We start from the raw sequence: 20,467 nt of genomic DNA, 5'->3' as shown, positions 1-20,467 counted from the left end.
GATCCGGTGCGGTTTGCCGCAAAACTTGCGTAGAATAAGGAGACAACCAACGACGTGTCCCTTAGACACTAGGCGCTTGTGACTTATTCCTAGGAAGTTTAGGATCGTATTCTAATATCAACTAAAACAAGACCTTGAGTTGAACGCCAGACTAACTTCTTAGAAAAAGCGAATCGTCTGTTCGTATCCTGTTTTAATGGAGCCTAGCGGGATCGAACCGCTGACCTCCTGCGTGCAAAGCAGGCGCTCTCCCAGCTGAGCTAAGGCCCCACAACCCTCTCAAAACTAAACAAGACGGCAAGTGCTTCTGTAACGCATAACAGAATTTAAGTAATTGTACTCAGGCTAAAAGCTGGTGATTTAGATAAATCGTCTTGTGTTCATCGAACACAGCGTCGATTTCCTAAAATCAAGGCGCTTTTTACGCCCTCTGTTACTTGTTTTTCCTTAGAAAGGAGGTGATCCAGCCGCACCTTCCGATACGGCTACCTTGTTACGACTTCACCCCAATCATCCGTCCCACCTTAGGCGGCTGGCTCCTTTACGGTTACCTCACCGACTTTGGGTGTTACAAACTCTCGTGGTGTGACGGGCGGTGTGTACAAGGCCCGGGAACGTATTCACCGCGGCGTGCTGATCCGCGATTACTAGCGATTCCGACTTCATGGAGGCGAGTTGCAGCCTCCAATCCGAACTGAGATTGGCTTTCAGAGATTAGCTTGCCGTCACCGGCTTGCGACTCGTTGTACCAACCATTGTAGCACGTGTGTAGCCCAGGTCATAAGGGGCATGATGATTTGACGTCATCCCCACCTTCCTCCGGTTTATTACCGGCAGTCTGGCTAGAGTGCCCAACTCAATGATGGCAACTAACCATAAGGGTTGCGCTCGTTGCGGGACTTAACCCAACATCTCACGACACGAGCTGACGACAACCATGCACCACCTGTCTCCGGTGTACCGAAGTAACTTCCTATCTCTAGAAATGGCACCGGGATGTCAAGACCTGGTAAGGTTCTTCGCGTTGCTTCGAATTAAACCACATGCTCCACCGCTTGTGCGGGCCCCCGTCAATTCCTTTGAGTTTCAACCTTGCGGTCGTACTCCCCAGGCGGAGTGCTTATTGCGTTAGCTACGGCACTAAGCCCCTTAGGACCTAACACCTAGCACTCAGCGTTTACGGCGTGGACTACCAGGGTATCTAATCCTGTTCGCTACCCACGCTTTCGAGCCTCAGCGTCAGTCACAGACCAGAGAGCCGCTTTCGCCACTGGTGTTCCTCCATATATCTACGCATTTCACCGCTACACATGGAATTCCACTCTCCCCTTCTGTACTCAAGTCTGACAGTTTCAATAGCTGACATTGGTTAAGCCAATGCTTTTAACTACTGACTTTCCAGACCGCCTGCGCTCCCTTTACGCCCAATAAATCCGGACAACGCTCGGGACCTACGTATTACCGCGGCTGCTGGCACGTAGTTAGCCGTCCCTTTCTGGTTAAGTACCGTCAATTGGAGAACTTTCCACTCTCTCCAACTTGCTTCCTTAACAACAGAGCTTTACGATCCGAAAACCTTCTTCACTCACGCGGCGTTGCTCGGTCAGGGTTCCCCCCATTGCCGAAGATTCCCTACTGCTGCCTCCCGTAGGAGTCTGGGCCGTGTCTCAGTCCCAGTGTGGCCGGTCACCCTCTCAGGTCGGCTATGTATCGTCGCCTTGGTAAGCCTCTACCTTACCAACTAGCTAATACAACGCAGGTCCATCTCTTAGCGATACTGTTGTACCTTTCAATCCCTCTAAAGGCTTAGAGAGATATTATGCGGTATTACCTATCGTTTCCAATCCTTATCCCCCTCTAAGAGGCAGGTTACCTACGCGTTACTCACCCGTTCGCGACGCCGTCTCAGTTAGCAAGCTAACTCAGAAACAGCGTTCCACTTGCATGTATTAGGCACGCCGCCAGCGTTCGTCCTGAGCCAGGATCAAACTCTCTTGTCCAGTCTGATGTGACTCTTCTTTTCCTGTCGCTGACAGTTCTTTGTTTTGACGGGTACTAGTCCCCTAGCACCCTCACTTGGTCGTCTTGTTCAGTTTTCAAAGGACTCGTCTCGTCTTGAGACAACTATTATATTCTAGCAACTCTAAACAACTTTGTCAACCTCTTTTCTGGGCTTTTTTTACCTTTTTTCTAAAAATCCTCTTATATAGGCCGATTCTCCATAACCACGCATTTTTAAACCTACTATACTGCAGTTGATAATATCTTTAGCAAAGTCTGTTATTTCTGCAGTTTCTTCTGATGTCAAAACATTTTCCGAAAACTTTCTTCTTAAAAATTTATAATCATAATTGTAACGTTTTAGAAAGGCACTTTCTTTTAAAAGAACTTCAAGCTTATCCAAATTTTCTAAAAGACCTACATGAAAAGCTATAGGTGCAAAAGTTTTTCCAAGGGGCTGTGTACAAACACTTCTAAACTCTACTGTCCCACGTTTTGTTAAGTCTTGATATTGATAGCTCCTATGGTGCTGAATATCTTCCTCTCTAGGTTTTATAACTATCTTTTCACCATTTAATTTCCATCCCTGTATTTCTTTTTTTCCTAAATAATCTTTTACCTGTATGGGCTCAAAGTAATAAATTTCTTTGTCTCTTTCTACATAAAACATAGCAGAACGAGAAAGATAGTCAAAAAATTCATCTTCTGATTGAAATAAGCTTTTATTAACTCCTACATTTTCTTCAAAAACACCGTGCATAGAATTTTCCCAAAATATATCTCGAGATATATTAGTAGAGCTATTTTCAAATTCAAACGGCGAATTTGAAAACAAAAAAGCTTTCACTGCTTCTATTTGATTAAAGGCATTTATGACTCTTAAATAATTTTCTTTGCTGACATCCAATTGCACCTGATTTCCACAAATAAAACTTCCATATCTTGGAAAAGAATGAAAAAATATATCTTCCTTCTTTTTTGATAATTCCAAAAATTTAATTAACATCTGATAGCGCGGCAATTTAACCGCACTATTATCATTCAAATACCAATAAGGATGTATCCCTTTTCCTTGAATAGCATGGTGATAACGTTTTAAAAAAGATTGAATAGTATTCAAGTATTTCTTAAAACGTTCTTCAGCATCTTGTATTTTCTTCACCTTACCAAAAGCAAATTCTAGTGTATTATAGGAAACTTCAAACAGAATTTTATCACCAGTTAATTGATCACATAATTGAACTGGATTACCCTCTATATCATATTCTTCTATTTCAAATGATGGTAATTCTTTTGTAAGAGCAAACATCAACGATTTAGTCACTTTCGTATCTGTTGCTTTTTGTTCCAAATTTACAATGGGATATTCAAGTTCAATTCCTATAAAACTTTCTGGGTTTTCCTGAATATTACGTAAATAATAATGCTTTAGCAATTCAACAGCTTTTGTCATAATTTCCTCCGTATATTTGAATTATTATAACAAATTTACTGAAAAAAGCAAAAAGCGCTTACTTAGGAAAAGCCTCCAACGAAAAACATTTCCTAAATAAACGCTATCCAAACAATATGATGAGTGTTCCCACTAGGCAAAAGCCTAATGGGAGACCAGAGCTAGACTAAGAATAAAAATAATTCCATCATCATAACACTCAACAAAATTGATGATCTTATACTAATTCAATAATTGCCATTGAGGCAGCATCTCCACGACGTGGTTCTGTTTTAAGAATCCTTGTATATCCGCCATTGCGTTCTGCATAACGAGGAGCAATTTCTGAAAAAAGTTTTTGAAGAGCAGTTGTTGAAGTATATTTATCATTAGCTTCATCATAACTTTCAGTTGCAATTTCATTACGAACGAATGCAGCCGCTTGACGGCGGGCATGTAAATCCCCACGTTTACCAAGAGTAATCATTTTTTCAACTGTTTTACGGATTTCTTTCGCACGAGCTTCAGTCGTTACAATAGATTCATTGATTAATAAATCTGTGGTTAAATCGCGAAGCATTGCTTTGCGCTGCGAGCTAGTACGTCCTAGTTTACGGTAAGCCATTTTTTCCTCCTATTTCTATTTATCATTTTTCAATCCTAAACCAAGTTCAGCAAGTTTTACCTTAACTTCTTCTAGACTTTTACGTCCAAGGTTTCTAACTTTCATCATCTCAGGTTCGGTTTTTTCGGTTAAATCATAGACTGTATTAATACCAGCACGTTTCAAACAGTTATATGAACGCACTGATAAATCAAGTTCTTCAATCGTGCGGTCCAATACCTTCTCATCCGAAACTTGTTCTGTCTCTTTCATTACGTCAGTAGTTTTAGCTACCTCTGTCAAATCGGTAAAGAGATTTAAATGTTCAATCAAAACACGAGCAGACAATCCAAGAGCATCTTCAGGAATGATGGTTCCATTTGTCATAATTTCAATTGTCAATTTATCAAAGCTATCCTTACTGCCAACACGAGCTGGCTCCACTTGATAGTTAACTTTTTTAACCGGCGTATAGATTGAATCTATTGCTAAGGTTCCTACTGGCGCACCATCTTTTTTATTTTCTTCAGCTGGAATATAACCGCGATTTGTCTCTACGGTCATTGTCGCTTTTAAGCTAGCACCTTCCGCAATGGTAAAAAGATAATGGTCAGAATTAACAATTTCAATATCGCTGTCTGTTAAAATATCCCCAGCAGTAATTTCTGCAGGTCCTTCTACATCCAATTCGATAATTTTTTCTTCTTCAACGTAAGATTTTACAGCAAGTCCCTTGATATTAAGAATAATCTGCATGACATCTTCTCTAACACCTGGAATGGTATCAAATTCATGCAATACTCCATCAATCTTTACTGACGTTACAGCTGCACCCGGAAGTGAAGATAAGAGTACACGACGTAAAGAGTTTCCTAAAGTTGTACCATATCCACGTTCAAGCGGTTCAATGACAAATCTGCCGTAATCTTTATTTTCATCAATTTTTGTTATTATTGGTTTTTCGAACTCAATCATCTATTTTTACTCCTCTAAAACAATCTAGTGTAGTACCATTATTATGATTATACACGACGACGTTTTGGAGGACGAGCACCATTATGCGGTACAGGAGTCACATCGCGAATAGCAGTAACCTCAAGACCAGCAGCTGCAAGAGCACGAATAGCAGACTCACGACCTGAACCAGGACCTTTTACTGTTACTTCAACTGTCTTAAGTCCGTGTTCCTGAGCAGACTTAGCAGCAGCTTCAGCAGCCATTTGTGCCGCAAAAGGAGTTGATTTACGTGAACCTTTAAATCCAAGTGCGCCAGCCGATGACCATGCAAGAGCATTACCATGCACATCTGTAATCATAACAATAGTGTTATTGAAAGTTGCGTGAATATGAGCAATACCAGATTCAATATTCTTTTTCACGCGACGTTTGCGTGTCGGTTTAGCCAATTTATTTACCTCCTATTTTTTCTTACCGGCAATCGCTACAGCTTTACCTTTACGAGTGCGAGCGTTATTTTTCGTATTTTGTCCACGGACAGGAAGTCCACGACGATGACGAATTCCACGGTATGAACCGATTTCCATTAAACGTTTAATATTCAAATTAACTTCGCGGCGAAGATCACCTTCAACCTTAATAGCATCAACTTCACGACGGATAGCATCTTCTTGGTCAGATGTTAAATCTTTAACACGGATATCTTCTGAAACGCCTGCTGCTGCTAGTATCTTTTGAGCAGTTGGCAGACCAATACCATATACATAAGTTAATGAAACGACAACACGTTTATCATTTGGAATATCAACTCCAGCAATACGAGCCATTTTTTCTCCTTTCTATTTTATCCTTGACGTTGTTTGTGTTTTGGATTTGTTGGACAAATTACCATAACACGTCCATTGCGGCGAATAACTTTACAGTATTCGCAAATTGGTTTAACCGATGGTCTTACCTTCATTTTTATCCCTCCATTTATTTCGATTATTTAAAGCGGTATGTGATACGTCCTCTTGTTAAATCATATGGGCTCATTTCGACAGTAACTTTATCTCCAACTAAAATTCGAATGTAGTTCTTTCGAATTTTTCCAGATACGGTCGCTAAAATCTGATGTCCATTTTCTAATTCAACTGTAAACATAGCATTTGGCATAGTCTCTACAACTTTACCTTCTATCTCAATCACATCTTCTTTTGCCACGCAAAAGTACCCCCTAAATTTCGATTTGGCGTCCTCTAATAATAGAGGAAACAATATAAGTCAGACTATCTTAGTCTATCACTTTTTGCAATAAAAATCAATAAAGAAATAATGATTTTACTTTAATTTCAACAAAACCTCTGTTATATCTTCAAAAACAAACTCGATCTCTTGGTCTCCCTTAATATCGTAGACCAAACCTTTTGTACGGTAGTGATCAATAATGGGTTGGCTCTGCGCGATATTAACATCTAAACGGCGCTTAACTGTTTCTGGCTTATCATCTTCACGCTGATAATAATCTGTCTCGTTATAGTCTGTCGGCGGATTAAATATTTTATGATAACTTTCGCCTGTCTTACGATTGATAATTCGACCGCTTAAGCGTTCCACTAAATGAGCCGGGTCAACAATAATGTTGATCACACCATCTAATTTAATATGCAATGTAGATAAGGTAGTATCTAAAGCATGAGCCTGTTCGGCTGTACGAGGATAACCATCCAGTAAGAATCCTTTTTGCTTCACATCTTCTTGAGCTAAACGTTCTTTAACAATACCATTTGTTACTTCATCTGGGACTAATTCTCCTTTATCAATATAAGTCTTAGCTAAAAGTCCCATTTCAGTCTGGTTGGCTATTGCTGCTCGGAACATATCCCCTGTAGAGATATGAACAACTCCAAATTTTTCAACGATTCGTGCAGCCTGAGTTCCTTTGCCGGCCCCTGGCAGCCCCATAATTAAAAGATTCATATAAACTCCCTTTCAATATTATAGAAACTTTAAAAATGATACCTAAAAATTTTTTAAAGTAAAGTTATTTTGTTTCCGAATGGGCTTATTGTTAATGAACCCATTCGGAAACAAAATAGAAAGGAGTAGAAGCCACTTTTAGCATAGCTATTAAGATTAGCTTTCTACCCCTTAAAATGTTTGCATATAAACTTTCGCGTTAATAAAACAAACAACTGGGTTCTATTTTGTTAAAAAGTATTTCTTTATTTATTCAGTAATATTCATAAAGCCAACATATTTTCTCTTTAAGAGATAGCCTTCTAATTGTTTCATTCCCTCAATACCTGTTGCAATAACAATCAATAAACTTGTTCCTCCTAAAGCAACGCTTGACGACAGCCCAAATTGCTGCTGAGCAACAATCGGACTCAAAGCTACGAACGCTAAGAAAATCGAGCCAATTGTAGCTAGTTTCCTTAACAGCGAAGCAAGGTATTCTTCTGTCTCTCGTCCAGGTCGAACACTTGGAATATAAGAAGCGTTCTTTTGTAAATTCTCAGCTGTCTTTTCTGGATTTACCTGAACAAATGTATAAAAGAATGAGAAAAGGACAATAAGAACTGCATAAACAACCATACCTGTTGGATTTGTATAAGAAAGCCATTCTTGTAAAGTTGTCAGCCAAGGAATATCCCTTCCATTTTGAAAGAAAGGAATAATTGTACTTGGAATAGTTGTAATTGAACTTGAAAAGATTACAGGGATGACTCCAGCAGGGTTTATCTTTAAAGGAAGATAAGAATTTGTTGCAGCTCCTTGCGTCAATTTTGTATATTGGATTGGAATTTTATATTCCGCTTGTTCTACAAATGTTGTAAAAAATACAATGATTAAACTTGCTAAAATTAAAAGTCCCACAAAAATGATGGAATTAGTCAACTCACCAGAACGAACATTAACGAAATAATCTTCATAGATAGACTTAATCGTTGATGGAATTGATGAAATAATCCCTGCAAAGATAATCATTGAAACGCCATTACCAAAGCCTTTGTCTGAAATTTGATCTCCCAACCAAGTGACAACCACACTTCCAGCAGTCAAAATAGCACCGATCAACAAGTAAGTCTGAACATTAGGTGTTTTGACAAGCGAAACACTGGAAAGAGCACTGAAACCTGCTGTAATACCGACTGATTGCAGAAAAGCAAGAACCAATGAAATGTAGCGTGTGGCTTGATTAAGTTTACGCCGTCCGACTTCACCTTGCTTTCCCCATTCTACAAACTTAGGTAAAATGTCCATTTGTAAAAGCTGAACAACAATGGAAGCTGTAATATAGGGACTAACCCCCATAGAGAAAACCGAAAAATTACTCATTGCATTACCGCTCACAAGGTTAAGCATATTTAGAAAAGGTAAATCACTTAATTGTTCAAGACTTTTAGCATTGATCCCTGGCACAGTAATGTGTGTTCCAACACGGAATACAAAAATAATAAAAATAGTGAAAAAGATTTTCTTTCTAACACTTTTTACCTTCAGAGCGTCTTTTAAAAGCCTAAAGAACATTAGATCACCTCGATCGAACCACCTTTAGCAGTGATTGCTGTTTCAGCAGATTTTGAAAATTTCGCTGCTTTAACAGTTAATTTTTTTGTTAGTTCCCCATTGCCAAGAATTTTAACTCCTGATTTCTCATTACGAACAATTCTTTTTTCTTTAAGGATATCTGGAGTAACTTCTGTACCATCTTCAAAAATATTTAACTGGTCAAGATTGACAAGTGCATATTCTTTAGCATTAATATTTGTAAAACCACGTTTTGGAAGACGGCGGAATAAGGGAGTTTGACCACCTTCAAAACCTGGACGAGTTCCGCCGCCGCTGCGAGCTTTTTGGCCTTTTTGACCGCGTCCGGCTGTTTTACCATTTCCTGATGATGAGCCGCGACCTACACGGTTGCGAATCTTTCGAGATCCTTCAGCAGATTTTAATTCATGAAGTTTCATTTATTTTCTCCTTATTTGTAAAATGCTAACGCCTTTATAGGGGAAAAGGTGTTCCCTATAAAAACTCGCCTATACTAAAATTTAGCTGAAGTCGCAAAGTGTATACACAAAGCGACTTCAAAATTAAAATATGAACCTGATGAGCTAGTAGTCAACTTAACAAAAAACTAACCTAGCTCATCAACAACATAAAATACGGGCAATAAGAGTAAGCATATTAAAAATCGCATTGTCATTATTTATTAAAATGCCCTCTAATAGCTTTAACTTGTGCCCATTTGTCTTTTTTTATTTAACGTCCTCTACAGTTACCAAATGAGAGACTGTGTTAATCATACCGCGAATAGCTGCATTATCTTCTTTAACAACTGAGCTATTCATTTTACCAAGTCCAAGTGCAACAACTGTTTTACGTTGTGCTGGCTTACGGCCGATTGGAGACTTAGTCAAAGTAATTTTAATTTGTGCCATGACCTTCTCCTTTCTTAAGTTAAATCAGAAACTGAAACGCCACGCAATGCTGCCACTTCATCAGCACGTTTAAGCTGCTTTAAACCTTCAACTGTTGCACGGACAATATTGATTGGAGTATTTGAACCGAGTGATTTTGATGAAACATCGGCAACCCCAGCTAATTCAATGACTGCACGCACAGCTCCACCAGCAGCAACTCCGGCTCCTTCTACGGCAGGCTTCAGCAATACACGAGCTCCGCCAAATTCAGAACGAACTTCATGTGGAATTGTGGTCCCTACCATTGGTACTGCAATCATATTTTTCTTAGCAGACTCTACTGCTTTACGAATAGCTTCTGGCACTTCCTGTGCTTTACCTGTCCCAAAGCCAACGCGTCCATTACGATCTCCAACAACTACAAGAGCAGCAAAACGAAGACGACGGCCACCTTTAACAACCTTTGTAACACGGTTAATTGCAACCACACGTTCTTCAAGTTCTACTGCATTATCTTTAAATGCCATTATTAAGTGTTCCTCCCTATTAGAATTTCAATCCGTTTTCACGAGCTGCTTCAGCCAAAGCTTTAACACGTCCGTGATAGAGATATCCACCGCGGTCAAACACCACTTCTGAAATACCTTTAGCTACTGCGCGTTCAGCAACAAGTTTACCGACAACAACGGCTTGTTCAGTTTTAGTCCCTTTTGAAACTTCTTTGTCAAGAGTTGAAGCACTTGCGAGCGTTACACCCGCTACGTCATCAATCACTTGAGCGTAGATGCCTGTATTAGAACGAAAAACGTTCAAACGTGGGCGATCAGCAGTTCCAGAGAGTTTACCGCGAACGCGACGGTGGCGTTTTTGACGGACTTTATTTTTATCTGGTTTCGAAATCACAATTTTCACCTCTTAAATTTATGTTTTATCTATTGACAAAGATAATCTTTTCAATCCTGAGGATTGAAAAACAATCTTCCACACGATACTAAAACAGACTTTACTTACCTGTTTTACCTTCTTTGCGGCGAACATATTCGCCAACATAGCGAATCCCTTTACCTTTATATGGTTCAGGAATACGAAGACCGCGAATATAAGCAGCTGTTTGGCCGACAACTTCTTTATTGATACCATTAACAATAATAGTTGTAGCTGACGGAACTTCAAATGTTATTCCTTCTGGTGCTTCAACTTCATCTTGATGGGATTTACCAACTGAAAGAACAAGTTTATTTCCTTGAAGCTGAGCACGATAACCAACTCCGCGCATTTCAAGCTCTTTTTTAAAACCTTCAGAAACACCAACAACCATGTTATTTAAATTTGCACGAGCTGTACCATGAATTGTTTTCATTTCTTTTGAATCATTAGGACGGTGAAGAGTGACTTCAGCACCTTCAGTTTTAATTTCAATAGCTTTTGGAAACTCACGAGTAAGTTCGCCTTTAGGTCCTTTTACAGTAACAACATTGTTATTGTTAGTGATTTCAACACCAGTAGGCAATGTAATTACTTTATTACCAATACGTGACATAATATATTTTCTCCTGTTAAATTGTCAAATCACATTTCTGTGACAAGTTTTCACGGGGAACTAAGATACAGAGGGCGTTAAAAAGTCAAAGTGAAAATAGGAAACTTGGCGAGGAAACTTTAGTTTCTAGGAAAGGTTATCTTTTTCACACAGACTTTAGCCCGTGTTCAATTAGTTCTTCAACGAAATCAGATACCGATTTAGTTCAATAGTTGAACTGAACACGCTCTAAGAACTATGCAAAATAGATAAGGTGGTTTGTTTGTAAACAAACTACTCTAACTAATTTTGCTTTGTTCTTTACGAGCTTTGTATCTTAATCTTACCAAACGTAGGCAATTACTTCTCCACCAACATTCTTTTGGCGTGCTTCTTTATCGGTCAAAAGCCCTTCAGAAGTAGAAATGATTGCAATTCCAAGTCCATTTAAGACTTTAGGAACATCTTCGCGTTTTGAATAGATACGTAATCCAGGTTTTGAAATACGTTTCAAACCAGTGATAACCTTTTCGCCATTTTGACCGTATTTAAGGAATACACGAATAATCCCTTGTTTGTTATCTTCGATAACTTCAACATTTTTCACAAAACCTTCACGTTTAAGGATTTCAGCAATCCCTTTTTTAATATTTGATGCAGGCACTTCAAGTACTTCATGATTCGCTTGATTAGCATTGCGAATACGGGTCAAAAAGTCTGCAATTGGATCTGTCATAACCATTAATTTTTTTCTCCTCTTACTAGCAGTTTGAAGATTTCACTTGCTAGTTAATGATTGAGCTAAGCTCAGAAATATTATTTTTATAGCTTTCATTTCCTAAGTGAGTCTAGCTGATTAGAACACGGGCTACAAGCTGTACAAAAAGTTAGATTTCACATAGGAGCGATGCTCCGGCAACAAACTTCCTATTTTCACTGCGTTCTCTTAACGCTCTCACATCTTAAATTACCAAGAAGCCTTGGTAACACCAGGAATTTGTCCTTTATATGCTAACTCACGGAAGCAAACACGGCAAAGTTTAAATTTACGGTAAACTGAATGCGGACGGCCGCATCTTTCACAGCGTGTATAAGCTTGCGTAGAGTATTTTGCTCGGCGTTTGCTCTTAGCAATCATAGATTTTTTAGCCAATTTAAACCTCCTTATTATCTTGCAAACGGCATTCCAAGGCCTGCAAGTAATTCGCGTGACTCTTCATCAGTGTTAGCTGTTGTAACGATAACAATATCAAGTCCACGTACCTTATCTACATTATCAAAGTTGATTTCTGGAAAGATCAATTGTTCTTTTACTCCAAGCGTATAATTTCCGCGTCCATCAAATGAACGAGTTGGTACTCCATGAAAATCACGGACACGAGGGAGTGAAACAGAAATTAACTTATCTAAAAACTCATACATACGTTCACCACGAAGAGTAACTTTCGCACCGATAGCAACTCCTTCACGAAGACGGAAGCCGGCGATTGATTTTTTAGCTTTTGTAATAAGTGGTTTTTGTCCTGAAATTAGTGCTAATTCTTCAGCAGCCTTCTCAAGATTTTTAGCATTGGAAACAGCATCACCAACACCCATGTTAAGAACAATTTTCTCAACTTTTGGCACAGCCATTACGGATGAATAGTTAAATTTTTCTGTCAATGCAGGGACTACTTCATTAAGATATTTTTCTTTTAAGCGATTTGCCATTATACTTCTCCTTTCCTTCGTGATTAATCAAGCACTTCGCCTGATTTTTTGTTGTAGCGAACTTTCTTGCCATCTACAACTTTGTAACCTACACGCCCTGCAACGCCATTTTTATCAAGAACTTGAACGTTTGAAACATGGATCGGTGCTTCTTTTTCAACAATAGCACCTTGAGGGTTATCATTATTGGGTTTTTGGTGCTTCTTAATGATAGCAACACCTTCAACAACAACTTTATTTATTTTAGGAAGAGCCTTAAGAACAACTGCTTCAACACCTTTGTCCTTTCCAGCAATAACGCGAACTTTGTCGCCTTTTTTTACAAACATTTTGAGTTAACTCCTTTAAATTTCTTACGCCCTAAGGGCACCCTAATCTACATTAGGGGACTAAGTTTGTTTTGACAACAGATTAGTTTGACTTTCTAATATTAGTTTACTTATGAAAAGCAAAGCTAACTGTTATCAAGTTTTAAAGTACTTCTGGTGCCAATGACACAATTTTCATGAAGTTACCTTCACGCAATTCACGAGCAACAGGCCCAAAAATACGAGTTCCGCGAGGTGTTTTATCATCACGGATAATAACAGCCGCATTCTCATCAAACTTGATATAAGAACCATCTGCACGGCGAGCACCTGATTTGGTACGAACGATAACGGCTTTGACAACGTCACCCTTTTTCACCGCACCACCAGGAGTAGCTTGTTTAACTGAAGCAACGATGACATCACCGATGTTAGCGAATTTACGTCCAGAACCACCAAGAACTTTGATAGTTAAGATTTCGCGAGCACCACTGTTATCAGCGACTTTTAAACGACTTTCTGATTGAATCATTTAAGTTTTTTCCTCCTTTCAGGCTTAATTAAATAATAACAGCTTCTTCAACTATTTCAACAAGGCGGAAATGTTTTGTAGCTGAAAGCGGGCGAGTTTCCATGATGCGAACAATATCTCCTTCTTTAGCAGTATTATTTTCATCATGTGCCTTATATTTTTTAGAGTAGTTAATACGTTTACCATAGACTGGGTGGTTACGTTTTGTTTCAACTACAACTGTGATTGTTTTGTCCATTTTATCTGACACAACACGACCAACTAGTGTTCTACGTTGTTTACGTTCCATTTAGATTTCTCCTTTCCCAATCTATTCTTTAATTTCAGATTGCACTGTTTTAACACGTGCAATTTGCTTTTTGACTTCGTTTAAACGGGCAGTTTGATCAAGTTGGCCTGCTGCAGCTTGGAAACGAAGGTCAAAAAGTTCTTTCTTAAGTTCGTTTTCTTTCTTAGCAAGTTCTTCTTGAGAAAGACCACGAAGCTCTTTAACAAAATCTTTAATCTCTTGAAGTTTCATGTTTTCTCCTTATTCTGCTTCACGTCTTACGAATTTGGTCTTGACCGGTAATTTATGACTTGCAAGACGAAGAGCTTCACGGGCAACTTCTTCTGATACACCGGCAATTTCAAACATCACTTTGCCACGTTTGACAGGCGCAACCCAGCCTTCTGGAGCCCCTTTACCAGATCCCATACGTACACCGATAGCTTTTGCAGTGTATGACTTATGAGGGAAAATTTTAATCCAAACTTTACCTCCACGCTTCATATAACGCGTCATAGCAATACGAGCAGCTTCAATTTGACGGTTTGTGATCCAGTGACTAGTTGTAGCTTGAAGACCATACTCCCCAAATGCTACTTCTTTCCCACCTTTAGCTTCACCGCGCATCTTTCCACGAAATTCGCGACGGTGTTTAACACGTTTAGGTACTAACATCTGTTATTTGCCTCCTTTAGTGTTTTTACGAGCTGGAAGAATTTCTCCACGATAAATCCAAACTTTAACACCAAGCTTACCATAAGTTGTATCTGCTTCTTCCCAGGCATAATCAATATCAGCACGAAGTGTATGAAGCGGAACAGTTCCTTCTGAATAACCCTCACTACGTGCAATATCAGCACCATTCAGACGGCCCGATACTTGTGTCTTGATTCCTTTAGCTCCTGCGCGCATAGTCCGCTGAATCGCTTGTTTTTGAGCGCGGCGGAAAGCCACACGTTGCTCTAACTGACGAGCAATATTTTCGCCAACAAGATGCGCATCAAGGTCTGGAGACTTAATTTCAACAATATTAATGTGAACTTGTTTTCCAGTCAATTTATTAAGCTTAGCACGAAGTGCATCAACATTTGCTCCGCCTTTACCAATTACCATACCTGGTTTTGCTGTATGCAGCGAAACATTTACTTTATTTACTGCGCGCTCAATTTCAATAGTTGAAACGGCAGCATCAGCTAATTCTTTTTGAATGAATTTACGGATTCTAAGATCTTCATGAAGGTAATCCGCGTATTCTTTTTCAGCATACCATTTTGCATCCCAATCACGAATGATTCCGACACGCATACCAATTGGATGTACTTTTTGACCCACGATTTTACCTCCTTATTTTTCTGCTACAACTACAGTGACGTGAGTTGTTCGTTTATTAATTGGTGAAGCTGAACCTTTTGCACGCGGACGGAAACGTTTCATTGTTGGTCCTTCATTTGCAAATGTTTCAGATACTACCAGATTAGCTTTTTCCAAACCAAAGTTATTTTCTGCATTTGCAATTGCAGAATTAAGCGTTTTTTCAATAATACGCGCTGCTTTGTTTGGAGTAAATTTCAAAATTGCGATTGCATCAGCAACGTTCTTACCACGAATAAGATCAAGCACAAGACGTGTTTTACGAGGTGAAACACGGACTGTACGAGCCATTGCTTTAGCTGAAGTAATTTCTGCCATTGTGTCCTCCTCCTAATTAACGACGTGTTCTTTTATCGTCAGCTGCGTGACCTTTGTAAGTACGAGTTGGCGCAAATTCACCAAGTTTGTGACCTACCATGTCCTCTTGAATGTAAACAGGAACATGTTTGCGTCCATCATAAACTGCGATTGTGTATCCAATGAAACTTGGGAAAATCGTTGAACGACGTGACCAAGTTTTAATTACTTTTTTCTTTTCGTCATTAGCCTGAGCTTCAATTTTTTTCATTAAATGCTCATCGACGAAAGGCCCTTTTTTAAGACTGCGTCCCATTTTATAGTTTTCTCCTTTAAATGTGTACCACAGCGGCTTGGGAAAAAGATAAATCCTAACGTATTTTAGCCTTTCAGCCTTACATAGCTCCTTAAAAACACATTAATGAGCCTATAAGGCAATAATAAGCTGTTAAACAAGCTGGATTCTCCTGTGCTCCCTACCGAGCTGGCGGATAAATTATTTTCATTAAATTTTCAATAGCCTAACTAACCATAGAGATCAGAAAAAACACGCTCCATTACAGATAATTGGCAATTGTATCCAACCTATCTATGGCAGAAATCTGACAGCAAAATCTATTAGTTAGCTGACAGACTTTGCTGCTTGGCTGCTATTTTTCATTACGGCGGCGAACAATAAGCTTATTAGATTTAGCTTTCTTGCTGCGGGTTTTAAGGCCAAGAGCTGGTTTGCCCCAAGGTGTAGATGGCGCTTTACGACCAACTGGTGCTTTACCTTCACCACCACCATGCGGGTGATCGTTAGGGTTCATTACAGAACCGCGAACTGTAGGACGGATACCCCTCCAGCGGTTACGCCCAGCTTTACCATAATTAACAAGCGAATGTTCAGCGTTACCTACTGTACCAACCGTAGCACGGCAAGTAGCAAGAATCATCCGGACTTCACCTGATTGAAGGCGGACAAGAACATACTTTCCTTCTTGACCAAGTACTTGTGCAGAAGTTCCTGCCGCACGGACTAATTCAGCACCCTTTCCAGGCTTAAGCTCAATGTTATGAATAATAGTACCAACCGGGATATTAGCAAGCGGTAATGCATTGCCGACTTTAATATCTGCTTCTGGACCTGAAACAATGCGCTGTCCTACTTCAATTCCTTTTGGAGCAATGATATAAGATTTTACACCATCCGTATAATGTACAAGTGCAATATTGGCTGAACGATTTGGATCGTATTCAATTGTTTTAACAACTGCTTCAACGCCATCTTTATTGCGTTTAAAATCAATCAAGCGGTAATGGCGCTTATGGCCTCCGCCTTGATGACGAACAGTAATACGGCCATTGTTATTGCGGCCTGCCCTATTCTTCAAAGAAACAAGCAATGATTTCTCAGGAGTAGTTGCAGTGATTTCGGCAAAATCCAAAGAAGTCATGTTACGACGGCCATTTGTCGTTGGTTTATAAATTTTAATACCCACCTTGATTTCCTCCTTAGATTACTCTGCTTCAGCAGCTGCAAACAACTCGATTTCTTTGGAATCAGCTGTAAGAGTGATGATAGCTTTTTTTGTTTTGCTTGTAAAACCTGTATAACGTCCAACACGTTTTTGTTTTGGTTTAACATTTACTGTGCGAACACTTGCCACTTTGACTCCCTCAAATGCAGCTTCAACAGCTTGCTTGATTAAAAGTTTATGTGCACGAGTATCAACTTCAAAAGTATATTTTCCTTCTTCAAGTGCGTGCATTGATTTTTCAGTAACAACAGGTTTTTTGATTACATCGTACAAATTCATTAGGCAAGAACCTCCTCAATATTAGAGATCGCTTCTTTGGTAACAAGAAGTTTGTCGCTGTTTACGATATCAAGAACACTTGCAGTCACTGCAGTTGCAACTTTTACATTTGGAAGGTTGCGCGCTGCCAATTCAGCAGCTTTGTTGCCCTCTTCAAGAATAACAAGTACTTTTGAGTCAATATCAAGGGCAGCAAGTGTTTTTGCAAATTCTTTCGTTTTAGGTGTTTCAAAAGAAAGAGCATCTACAGCTACAAATTTTTCGTCAGCAACTTTTTCTGAATAAACAGATTTCAACGCAAGACGGCGTATTTTTTGAGGCAGTTTGTAGCCATATGAACGCGGAGTTGGTCCAAAGACTACACCGCCGCCGCGCCATTGCGGTGAACGAATAGAACCTTGACGTGCACGTCCCGTTCCTTTTTGACGCCATGGTTTGCGTCCGCCGCCAGATACAGCTGAACGGTTTTTAACAGCATGAGTTCCTTGACGAAGGCTAGCACGCTGACTGATGATGACATCAAATACTACTGATTCATTTGGTTCAACACCAAAGACAGCATCATTAAGTTCAACCGAGCTCACTTCTTTACCGGCTTGGTCGAATAGTTTTACGTTTGCCATGTTAACTGATTTCCCCTTTCTTTATTATTTAGCAGATTTCACTGCTGATTTAATGGTGATAAGAGATTTCTTAGCACCTGGGACATTGCCTTTAATAAGAATGACATTTTTTTCTGGAACAACCTGAACCACTTCAAGGTTTTGAACAGTGACACGATTGCCGCCCATACGTCCAGCTAAATGTTTATTTTTAAACACACGGTTTGGAGCAACTGGTCCCATAGAACCTGGACGACGGTGATAGCGAGAACCATGCGCCATAGGTCCGCGTGATTGTCCGTGGCGTTTAATAGCACCTTGGAAACCTTTACCTTTAGTCGTACCAGTTACATCAACAACATCGCCAGCTTCAAAAGTATCAACAGTAATTTCTGAACCAACTTCTAAGCCTTCAATGTTTTTGAATTCACGAATGAAGCGCTTAGGAGCTGTGTTAGCTTTTGCTACATGGCCTTTGGCAGGTTTGTTACTCAAAATTTCACGTTTGTCATCAAAACCAACCTGAACCGCTTCATAACCATCTGTTTCGACAGTCTTAACCTGAAGCACAACGTTTGGAGTCGCTTCAATGACAGTAACAGGGATAAACTCACCTGATTCGGTGAAAACTTGAGTCATTCCCACTTTTTTCCCTAAGATTCCTTTTGTCATGAGAAAATATTTCCTTTTCTGAATATATTAAAAAGTTTTTTACGAGCGTTTTTTATGCTCAAATCAAGATACAAAGGGCATCAAACTCAAGGTGAAAACAGGAGAATCAGCGAAAACTCGATGAGCCAAGATAATTTTATACCTAAAGGCAGCAACACCCGTAATTCAGCTAACACTGAAACGGTTGCGTCTCTTTTTCACACAGAAGTTTCAGCCCGTGTTCAATTTCTATCGAACACCAGCTTCTCAGCTTTTGTTTCCTTTGTGATTAAAGTTTAATCTCTACGTTTACACCGCTTGGCAGATCCAGCTTCATCAGTGCATCAACAGTTTTTTGCGTCGGGTTTACAATATCAATGAGACGCTTGTGCGTACGCATTTCAAATTGCTCGCGAGAATCTTTATATTTATGCGTCGCGCGAATAACGGTGTAAAGACTACGCTCAGTAGGAAGCGGTATCGGACCAGCTACACTTGCACCTGTACGGGTTGCTGTCTCTACAATTTTTTCTGCCGCTGTATCAAGTGTACGATGTTCGTAAGCTTTCAAACGGATGCGGATTTTTTTATTTGCCATCTTTTCTCCTCTCGTCTATTTCAAATAATAGGCTAGCTCCACAAGAAAACCGATAGCCCCCTGCGTGGCAATGCAGCCGAGCGTGTCGCAACCTCTTGCATCAAAGCTAAAGCTGTTTAAAACAGCACTAGAATATGATATCAGATTTCACAAGGCTTTGCAAGGCCTTGTGTCATTATTTTTAAAAGTTTTTTGTTTTTTAATCTAGAATACGCCCTCAGTAAGTTTAACACTTTGCTTTTATGGATTAATTTAAGCACAAAAAAGAAAGGCAAAAAGTTATCTGATAGCTGTTAACCTTTTGCCTTTCTTCTATATTCTAAGCTGGACTGATGTCGTTTTCAATAATTACTTTAAGTGCTTGATTGGCTTCAGCATTTTTGAAAACGTGATAAGCTTGATCAATGTCAGATAAATGAAAGTGATGTGTGATTAGCTTTGTGGCATCTATTTTGCCAGTTTCTAAAACACTTAGCAACATTTCTGTAGTATTGGCATTAACTAAGCCGGTTGATAGCGTAATATTTTTAATCCATAAATTTTGGAGAGCAAACAGCACAGGTTTTCCATGAACACCTACATTAGCCACATGGCCCCCGATCGATATAATTTTCTGAGCAACGTCAAAGGTTTCTGGGTATCCGACACACTCCATCGCAATATCAACTCCTAGACCAGAAGTTACATGATTGATCTCTTTTTGAATCTTTTCAATATCAGAAGAGCAGATAGTATCTGTTGCTCCCAATTTCTTAGCAGCTGCCAAACGTGATTCAGATAAGTCAACCACAATAATTTTGCTTGGCGAATAGAACTGAACCGTCAACAAAGCTGCCAGACCAACCGGTCCAGCCCCAATAATACAGACCGTATCTCCCGGTTTTACATTAGAAGATTGGACACCGATTTCATAGGACGTCGGAAAAATATCAGACAGCATAACCAGAGCATCGTCACTAACTGTCTCTGGCGCATGATAAAGACTCCCGTCAGCTTGAGGTATACGGACATATTCAGCCTGTGTTCCGTTGATTAAATGGCCTAAAATCCAGCCGCCATTTAAACAATGGGAAGGCAGCTGACGTTTACAGTAATAACAAGTATTACATGCCGTTACACATGAAATAATAACCTTGTCACCTACTTTAAAATTACTAACTGCTGAGCCAACTTCTTCTACAATACCAATTCCTTCATGCCCTAAAATAGTTCCTGGTTTTGTTTCTGGGACATCTCCGCCTAATATATGCAGATCTGTTCCACAGATTGTCGTTTTTAATATTCGAACAATAGCATCTGTTGAATCAATAATAGTTGGTTTAGCCTGGTCAATCAGCTTCAGCTGATTCGCCGCCGTATAAGTTGCTGCTTTCATAAAAAACACTTCCCTTCTATATTATAAGATTCGC

At 39.5% G+C, this 20,467-nt stretch carries 31 protein-coding genes, 1 tRNA gene and 1 rRNA gene; all 33 read right to left on the bottom strand.

What is annotated here, in order from left to right; genetic code table 11:
• Positions 1-197 precede the first annotated feature (197 nt).
• The 33 genes from STRMA_RS08040 to STRMA_RS07885 all read right to left on the bottom strand — a co-directional run bounded on the left by STRMA_RS08040 (position 198) and on the right by STRMA_RS07885 (position 20,433).
• A tRNA-Ala gene (locus STRMA_RS08040) sits at positions 198-270 on the bottom strand.
• Between the two features lie 181 nt (positions 271-451).
• A 16S ribosomal RNA gene (locus STRMA_RS08035) occupies positions 452-2,000 on the bottom strand.
• Positions 2,001-2,179: 179 nt separating this feature from the next.
• Complete coding sequence (locus STRMA_RS08030; RefSeq protein WP_003081698.1) at positions 2,180-3,454, bottom strand: glutamate--cysteine ligase family protein; 1,275 nt, start codon at positions 3,452-3,454, stop codon at positions 2,180-2,182.
• Positions 3,455-3,671: 217 nt separating this feature from the next.
• Positions 3,672-4,058 (bottom strand): 50S ribosomal protein L17, encoded by a 387-nt coding sequence (rplQ, locus tag STRMA_RS08025; RefSeq protein ID WP_003079202.1) that lies wholly within the window; start codon positions 4,056-4,058, stop codon positions 3,672-3,674.
• A 15-nt stretch (positions 4,059-4,073) separates the two neighbouring features.
• Positions 4,074-5,012: a DNA-directed RNA polymerase subunit alpha gene (locus STRMA_RS08020; protein WP_003082391.1), complete on the bottom strand. Its 939-nt coding sequence runs from the start codon at positions 5,010-5,012 to the stop codon at positions 4,074-4,076.
• Between the two features lie 47 nt (positions 5,013-5,059).
• Complete coding sequence (rpsK, locus tag STRMA_RS08015; RefSeq protein ID WP_003080097.1) at positions 5,060-5,443, bottom strand: 30S ribosomal protein S11; 384 nt, start codon at positions 5,441-5,443, stop codon at positions 5,060-5,062.
• 12 nt (positions 5,444-5,455) lie between these two features.
• Complete coding sequence (rpsM, locus tag STRMA_RS08010; protein ID WP_003080466.1) at positions 5,456-5,821, bottom strand: 30S ribosomal protein S13; 366 nt, start codon at positions 5,819-5,821, stop codon at positions 5,456-5,458.
• Between the two features lie 17 nt (positions 5,822-5,838).
• Complete coding sequence (gene rpmJ, locus STRMA_RS09570) at positions 5,839-5,955, bottom strand: 50S ribosomal protein L36 (protein ID WP_000868345.1); 117 nt, start codon at positions 5,953-5,955, stop codon at positions 5,839-5,841.
• 23 nt (positions 5,956-5,978) lie between these two features.
• On the bottom strand, positions 5,979-6,197 hold the full coding sequence (gene infA / locus STRMA_RS08005) for a translation initiation factor IF-1 (protein ID WP_002262318.1): 219 nt from the start codon (positions 6,195-6,197) through the stop codon (positions 5,979-5,981).
• Positions 6,198-6,314: 117 nt separating this feature from the next.
• Positions 6,315-6,953: an adenylate kinase gene (locus STRMA_RS08000; protein WP_003082091.1), complete on the bottom strand. Its 639-nt coding sequence runs from the start codon at positions 6,951-6,953 to the stop codon at positions 6,315-6,317.
• Positions 6,954-7,202: 249 nt separating this feature from the next.
• The gene (gene secY, locus STRMA_RS07995) at positions 7,203-8,507 is read right to left on the bottom strand and encodes a preprotein translocase subunit SecY (RefSeq protein WP_003079790.1); all 1,305 of its coding nucleotides are present in this window, start codon (positions 8,505-8,507) and stop codon (positions 7,203-7,205) included.
• Positions 8,507-8,947, bottom strand: a complete 441-nt coding sequence (gene rplO, locus STRMA_RS07990; RefSeq protein ID WP_003081625.1) for a 50S ribosomal protein L15 — start codon at positions 8,945-8,947, stop codon at positions 8,507-8,509. The genes secY and rplO overlap by 1 nt, the downstream gene beginning before the upstream one ends.
• Positions 8,948-9,235: 288 nt before the next feature.
• Complete coding sequence (gene rpmD / locus STRMA_RS07985; RefSeq protein WP_003079161.1) at positions 9,236-9,418, bottom strand: 50S ribosomal protein L30; 183 nt, start codon at positions 9,416-9,418, stop codon at positions 9,236-9,238.
• Between the two features lie 14 nt (positions 9,419-9,432).
• The gene (rpsE, locus tag STRMA_RS07980; RefSeq protein ID WP_003081468.1) at positions 9,433-9,927 is read right to left on the bottom strand and encodes a 30S ribosomal protein S5; all 495 of its coding nucleotides are present in this window, start codon (positions 9,925-9,927) and stop codon (positions 9,433-9,435) included.
• A gap of 19 nt (positions 9,928-9,946) precedes the next feature.
• Positions 9,947-10,303: a 50S ribosomal protein L18 gene (gene rplR, locus STRMA_RS07975; protein ID WP_003079112.1), complete on the bottom strand. Its 357-nt coding sequence runs from the start codon at positions 10,301-10,303 to the stop codon at positions 9,947-9,949.
• Positions 10,304-10,403: 100 nt separating this feature from the next.
• Positions 10,404-10,940: a 50S ribosomal protein L6 gene (gene rplF, locus STRMA_RS07970; RefSeq protein WP_003080775.1), complete on the bottom strand. Its 537-nt coding sequence runs from the start codon at positions 10,938-10,940 to the stop codon at positions 10,404-10,406.
• A 322-nt stretch (positions 10,941-11,262) separates the two neighbouring features.
• A complete protein-coding gene (gene rpsH, locus STRMA_RS07965; protein WP_003078532.1) occupies positions 11,263-11,661 on the bottom strand; it encodes a 30S ribosomal protein S8 in 399 nt (132 codons plus the stop codon).
• Between the two features lie 225 nt (positions 11,662-11,886).
• Positions 11,887-12,072, bottom strand: a complete 186-nt coding sequence (locus STRMA_RS07960; RefSeq protein ID WP_003078521.1) for a type Z 30S ribosomal protein S14 — start codon at positions 12,070-12,072, stop codon at positions 11,887-11,889.
• Positions 12,073-12,086: 14 nt separating this feature from the next.
• The gene (gene rplE / locus STRMA_RS07955) at positions 12,087-12,629 is read right to left on the bottom strand and encodes a 50S ribosomal protein L5 (protein ID WP_003080319.1); all 543 of its coding nucleotides are present in this window, start codon (positions 12,627-12,629) and stop codon (positions 12,087-12,089) included.
• Positions 12,630-12,652: 23 nt separating this feature from the next.
• Complete coding sequence (gene rplX, locus STRMA_RS07950) at positions 12,653-12,958, bottom strand: 50S ribosomal protein L24 (protein ID WP_003082046.1); 306 nt, start codon at positions 12,956-12,958, stop codon at positions 12,653-12,655.
• Between the two features lie 142 nt (positions 12,959-13,100).
• Positions 13,101-13,469, bottom strand: coding sequence for a 50S ribosomal protein L14 (gene rplN / locus STRMA_RS07945; protein ID WP_002262330.1), 369 nt, complete (start codon positions 13,467-13,469; stop codon positions 13,101-13,103).
• A 28-nt stretch (positions 13,470-13,497) separates the two neighbouring features.
• Entirely contained in the window at positions 13,498-13,758 is a 261-nt protein-coding gene (rpsQ, locus tag STRMA_RS07940; protein WP_003079963.1) for a 30S ribosomal protein S17, read from the bottom strand.
• A 21-nt stretch (positions 13,759-13,779) separates the two neighbouring features.
• Entirely contained in the window at positions 13,780-13,989 is a 210-nt protein-coding gene (rpmC, locus tag STRMA_RS07935; RefSeq protein ID WP_003078699.1) for a 50S ribosomal protein L29, read from the bottom strand.
• A gap of 9 nt (positions 13,990-13,998) precedes the next feature.
• A complete protein-coding gene (gene rplP, locus STRMA_RS07930; protein ID WP_003081739.1) occupies positions 13,999-14,412 on the bottom strand; it encodes a 50S ribosomal protein L16 in 414 nt (137 codons plus the stop codon).
• Positions 14,413-14,415: 3 nt separating this feature from the next.
• Entirely contained in the window at positions 14,416-15,069 is a 654-nt protein-coding gene (gene rpsC, locus STRMA_RS07925; RefSeq protein ID WP_003079230.1) for a 30S ribosomal protein S3, read from the bottom strand.
• A 12-nt stretch (positions 15,070-15,081) separates the two neighbouring features.
• Positions 15,082-15,426: a 50S ribosomal protein L22 gene (gene rplV / locus STRMA_RS07920; protein WP_003081074.1), complete on the bottom strand. Its 345-nt coding sequence runs from the start codon at positions 15,424-15,426 to the stop codon at positions 15,082-15,084.
• 16 nt (positions 15,427-15,442) lie between these two features.
• On the bottom strand, positions 15,443-15,721 hold the full coding sequence (gene rpsS / locus STRMA_RS07915; RefSeq protein WP_003079295.1) for a 30S ribosomal protein S19: 279 nt from the start codon (positions 15,719-15,721) through the stop codon (positions 15,443-15,445).
• A 334-nt stretch (positions 15,722-16,055) separates the two neighbouring features.
• The gene (gene rplB / locus STRMA_RS07910) at positions 16,056-16,889 is read right to left on the bottom strand and encodes a 50S ribosomal protein L2 (RefSeq protein ID WP_003080386.1); all 834 of its coding nucleotides are present in this window, start codon (positions 16,887-16,889) and stop codon (positions 16,056-16,058) included.
• An 18-nt stretch (positions 16,890-16,907) separates the two neighbouring features.
• Entirely contained in the window at positions 16,908-17,207 is a 300-nt protein-coding gene (locus STRMA_RS07905) for a 50S ribosomal protein L23 (RefSeq protein WP_003078703.1), read from the bottom strand.
• On the bottom strand, positions 17,207-17,830 hold the full coding sequence (gene rplD, locus STRMA_RS07900) for a 50S ribosomal protein L4 (RefSeq protein WP_003079750.1): 624 nt from the start codon (positions 17,828-17,830) through the stop codon (positions 17,207-17,209). Before rplD ends, STRMA_RS07905 begins: the two co-directional genes overlap by 1 nt.
• Positions 17,831-17,854: 24 nt before the next feature.
• Positions 17,855-18,481 carry a 50S ribosomal protein L3 gene (gene rplC / locus STRMA_RS07895; protein WP_003079204.1) on the bottom strand — a complete coding sequence of 209 codons (627 nt, stop codon included), beginning with the start codon at positions 18,479-18,481 and terminating at the stop codon, positions 17,855-17,857.
• Positions 18,482-18,749: 268 nt separating this feature from the next.
• Positions 18,750-19,058, bottom strand: coding sequence for a 30S ribosomal protein S10 (gene rpsJ, locus STRMA_RS07890; protein WP_002959404.1), 309 nt, complete (start codon positions 19,056-19,058; stop codon positions 18,750-18,752).
• A 319-nt stretch (positions 19,059-19,377) separates the two neighbouring features.
• Positions 19,378-20,433 (bottom strand): zinc-dependent alcohol dehydrogenase family protein, encoded by a 1,056-nt coding sequence (locus STRMA_RS07885; RefSeq protein ID WP_003080182.1) that lies wholly within the window; start codon positions 20,431-20,433, stop codon positions 19,378-19,380.
• Between the last annotated feature and the right edge of the window lie 34 nt (positions 20,434-20,467).

Origin of the sequence: Streptococcus macacae NCTC 11558, from assembly GCF_000187995.2 — a bacterium.
Lineage (GTDB): Bacteria > Bacillota > Bacilli > Lactobacillales > Streptococcaceae > Streptococcus > Streptococcus macacae.
Note: the sequence above shows the minus strand (reverse complement) of the source record. Positions and strands in the feature narration are given on the sequence as shown.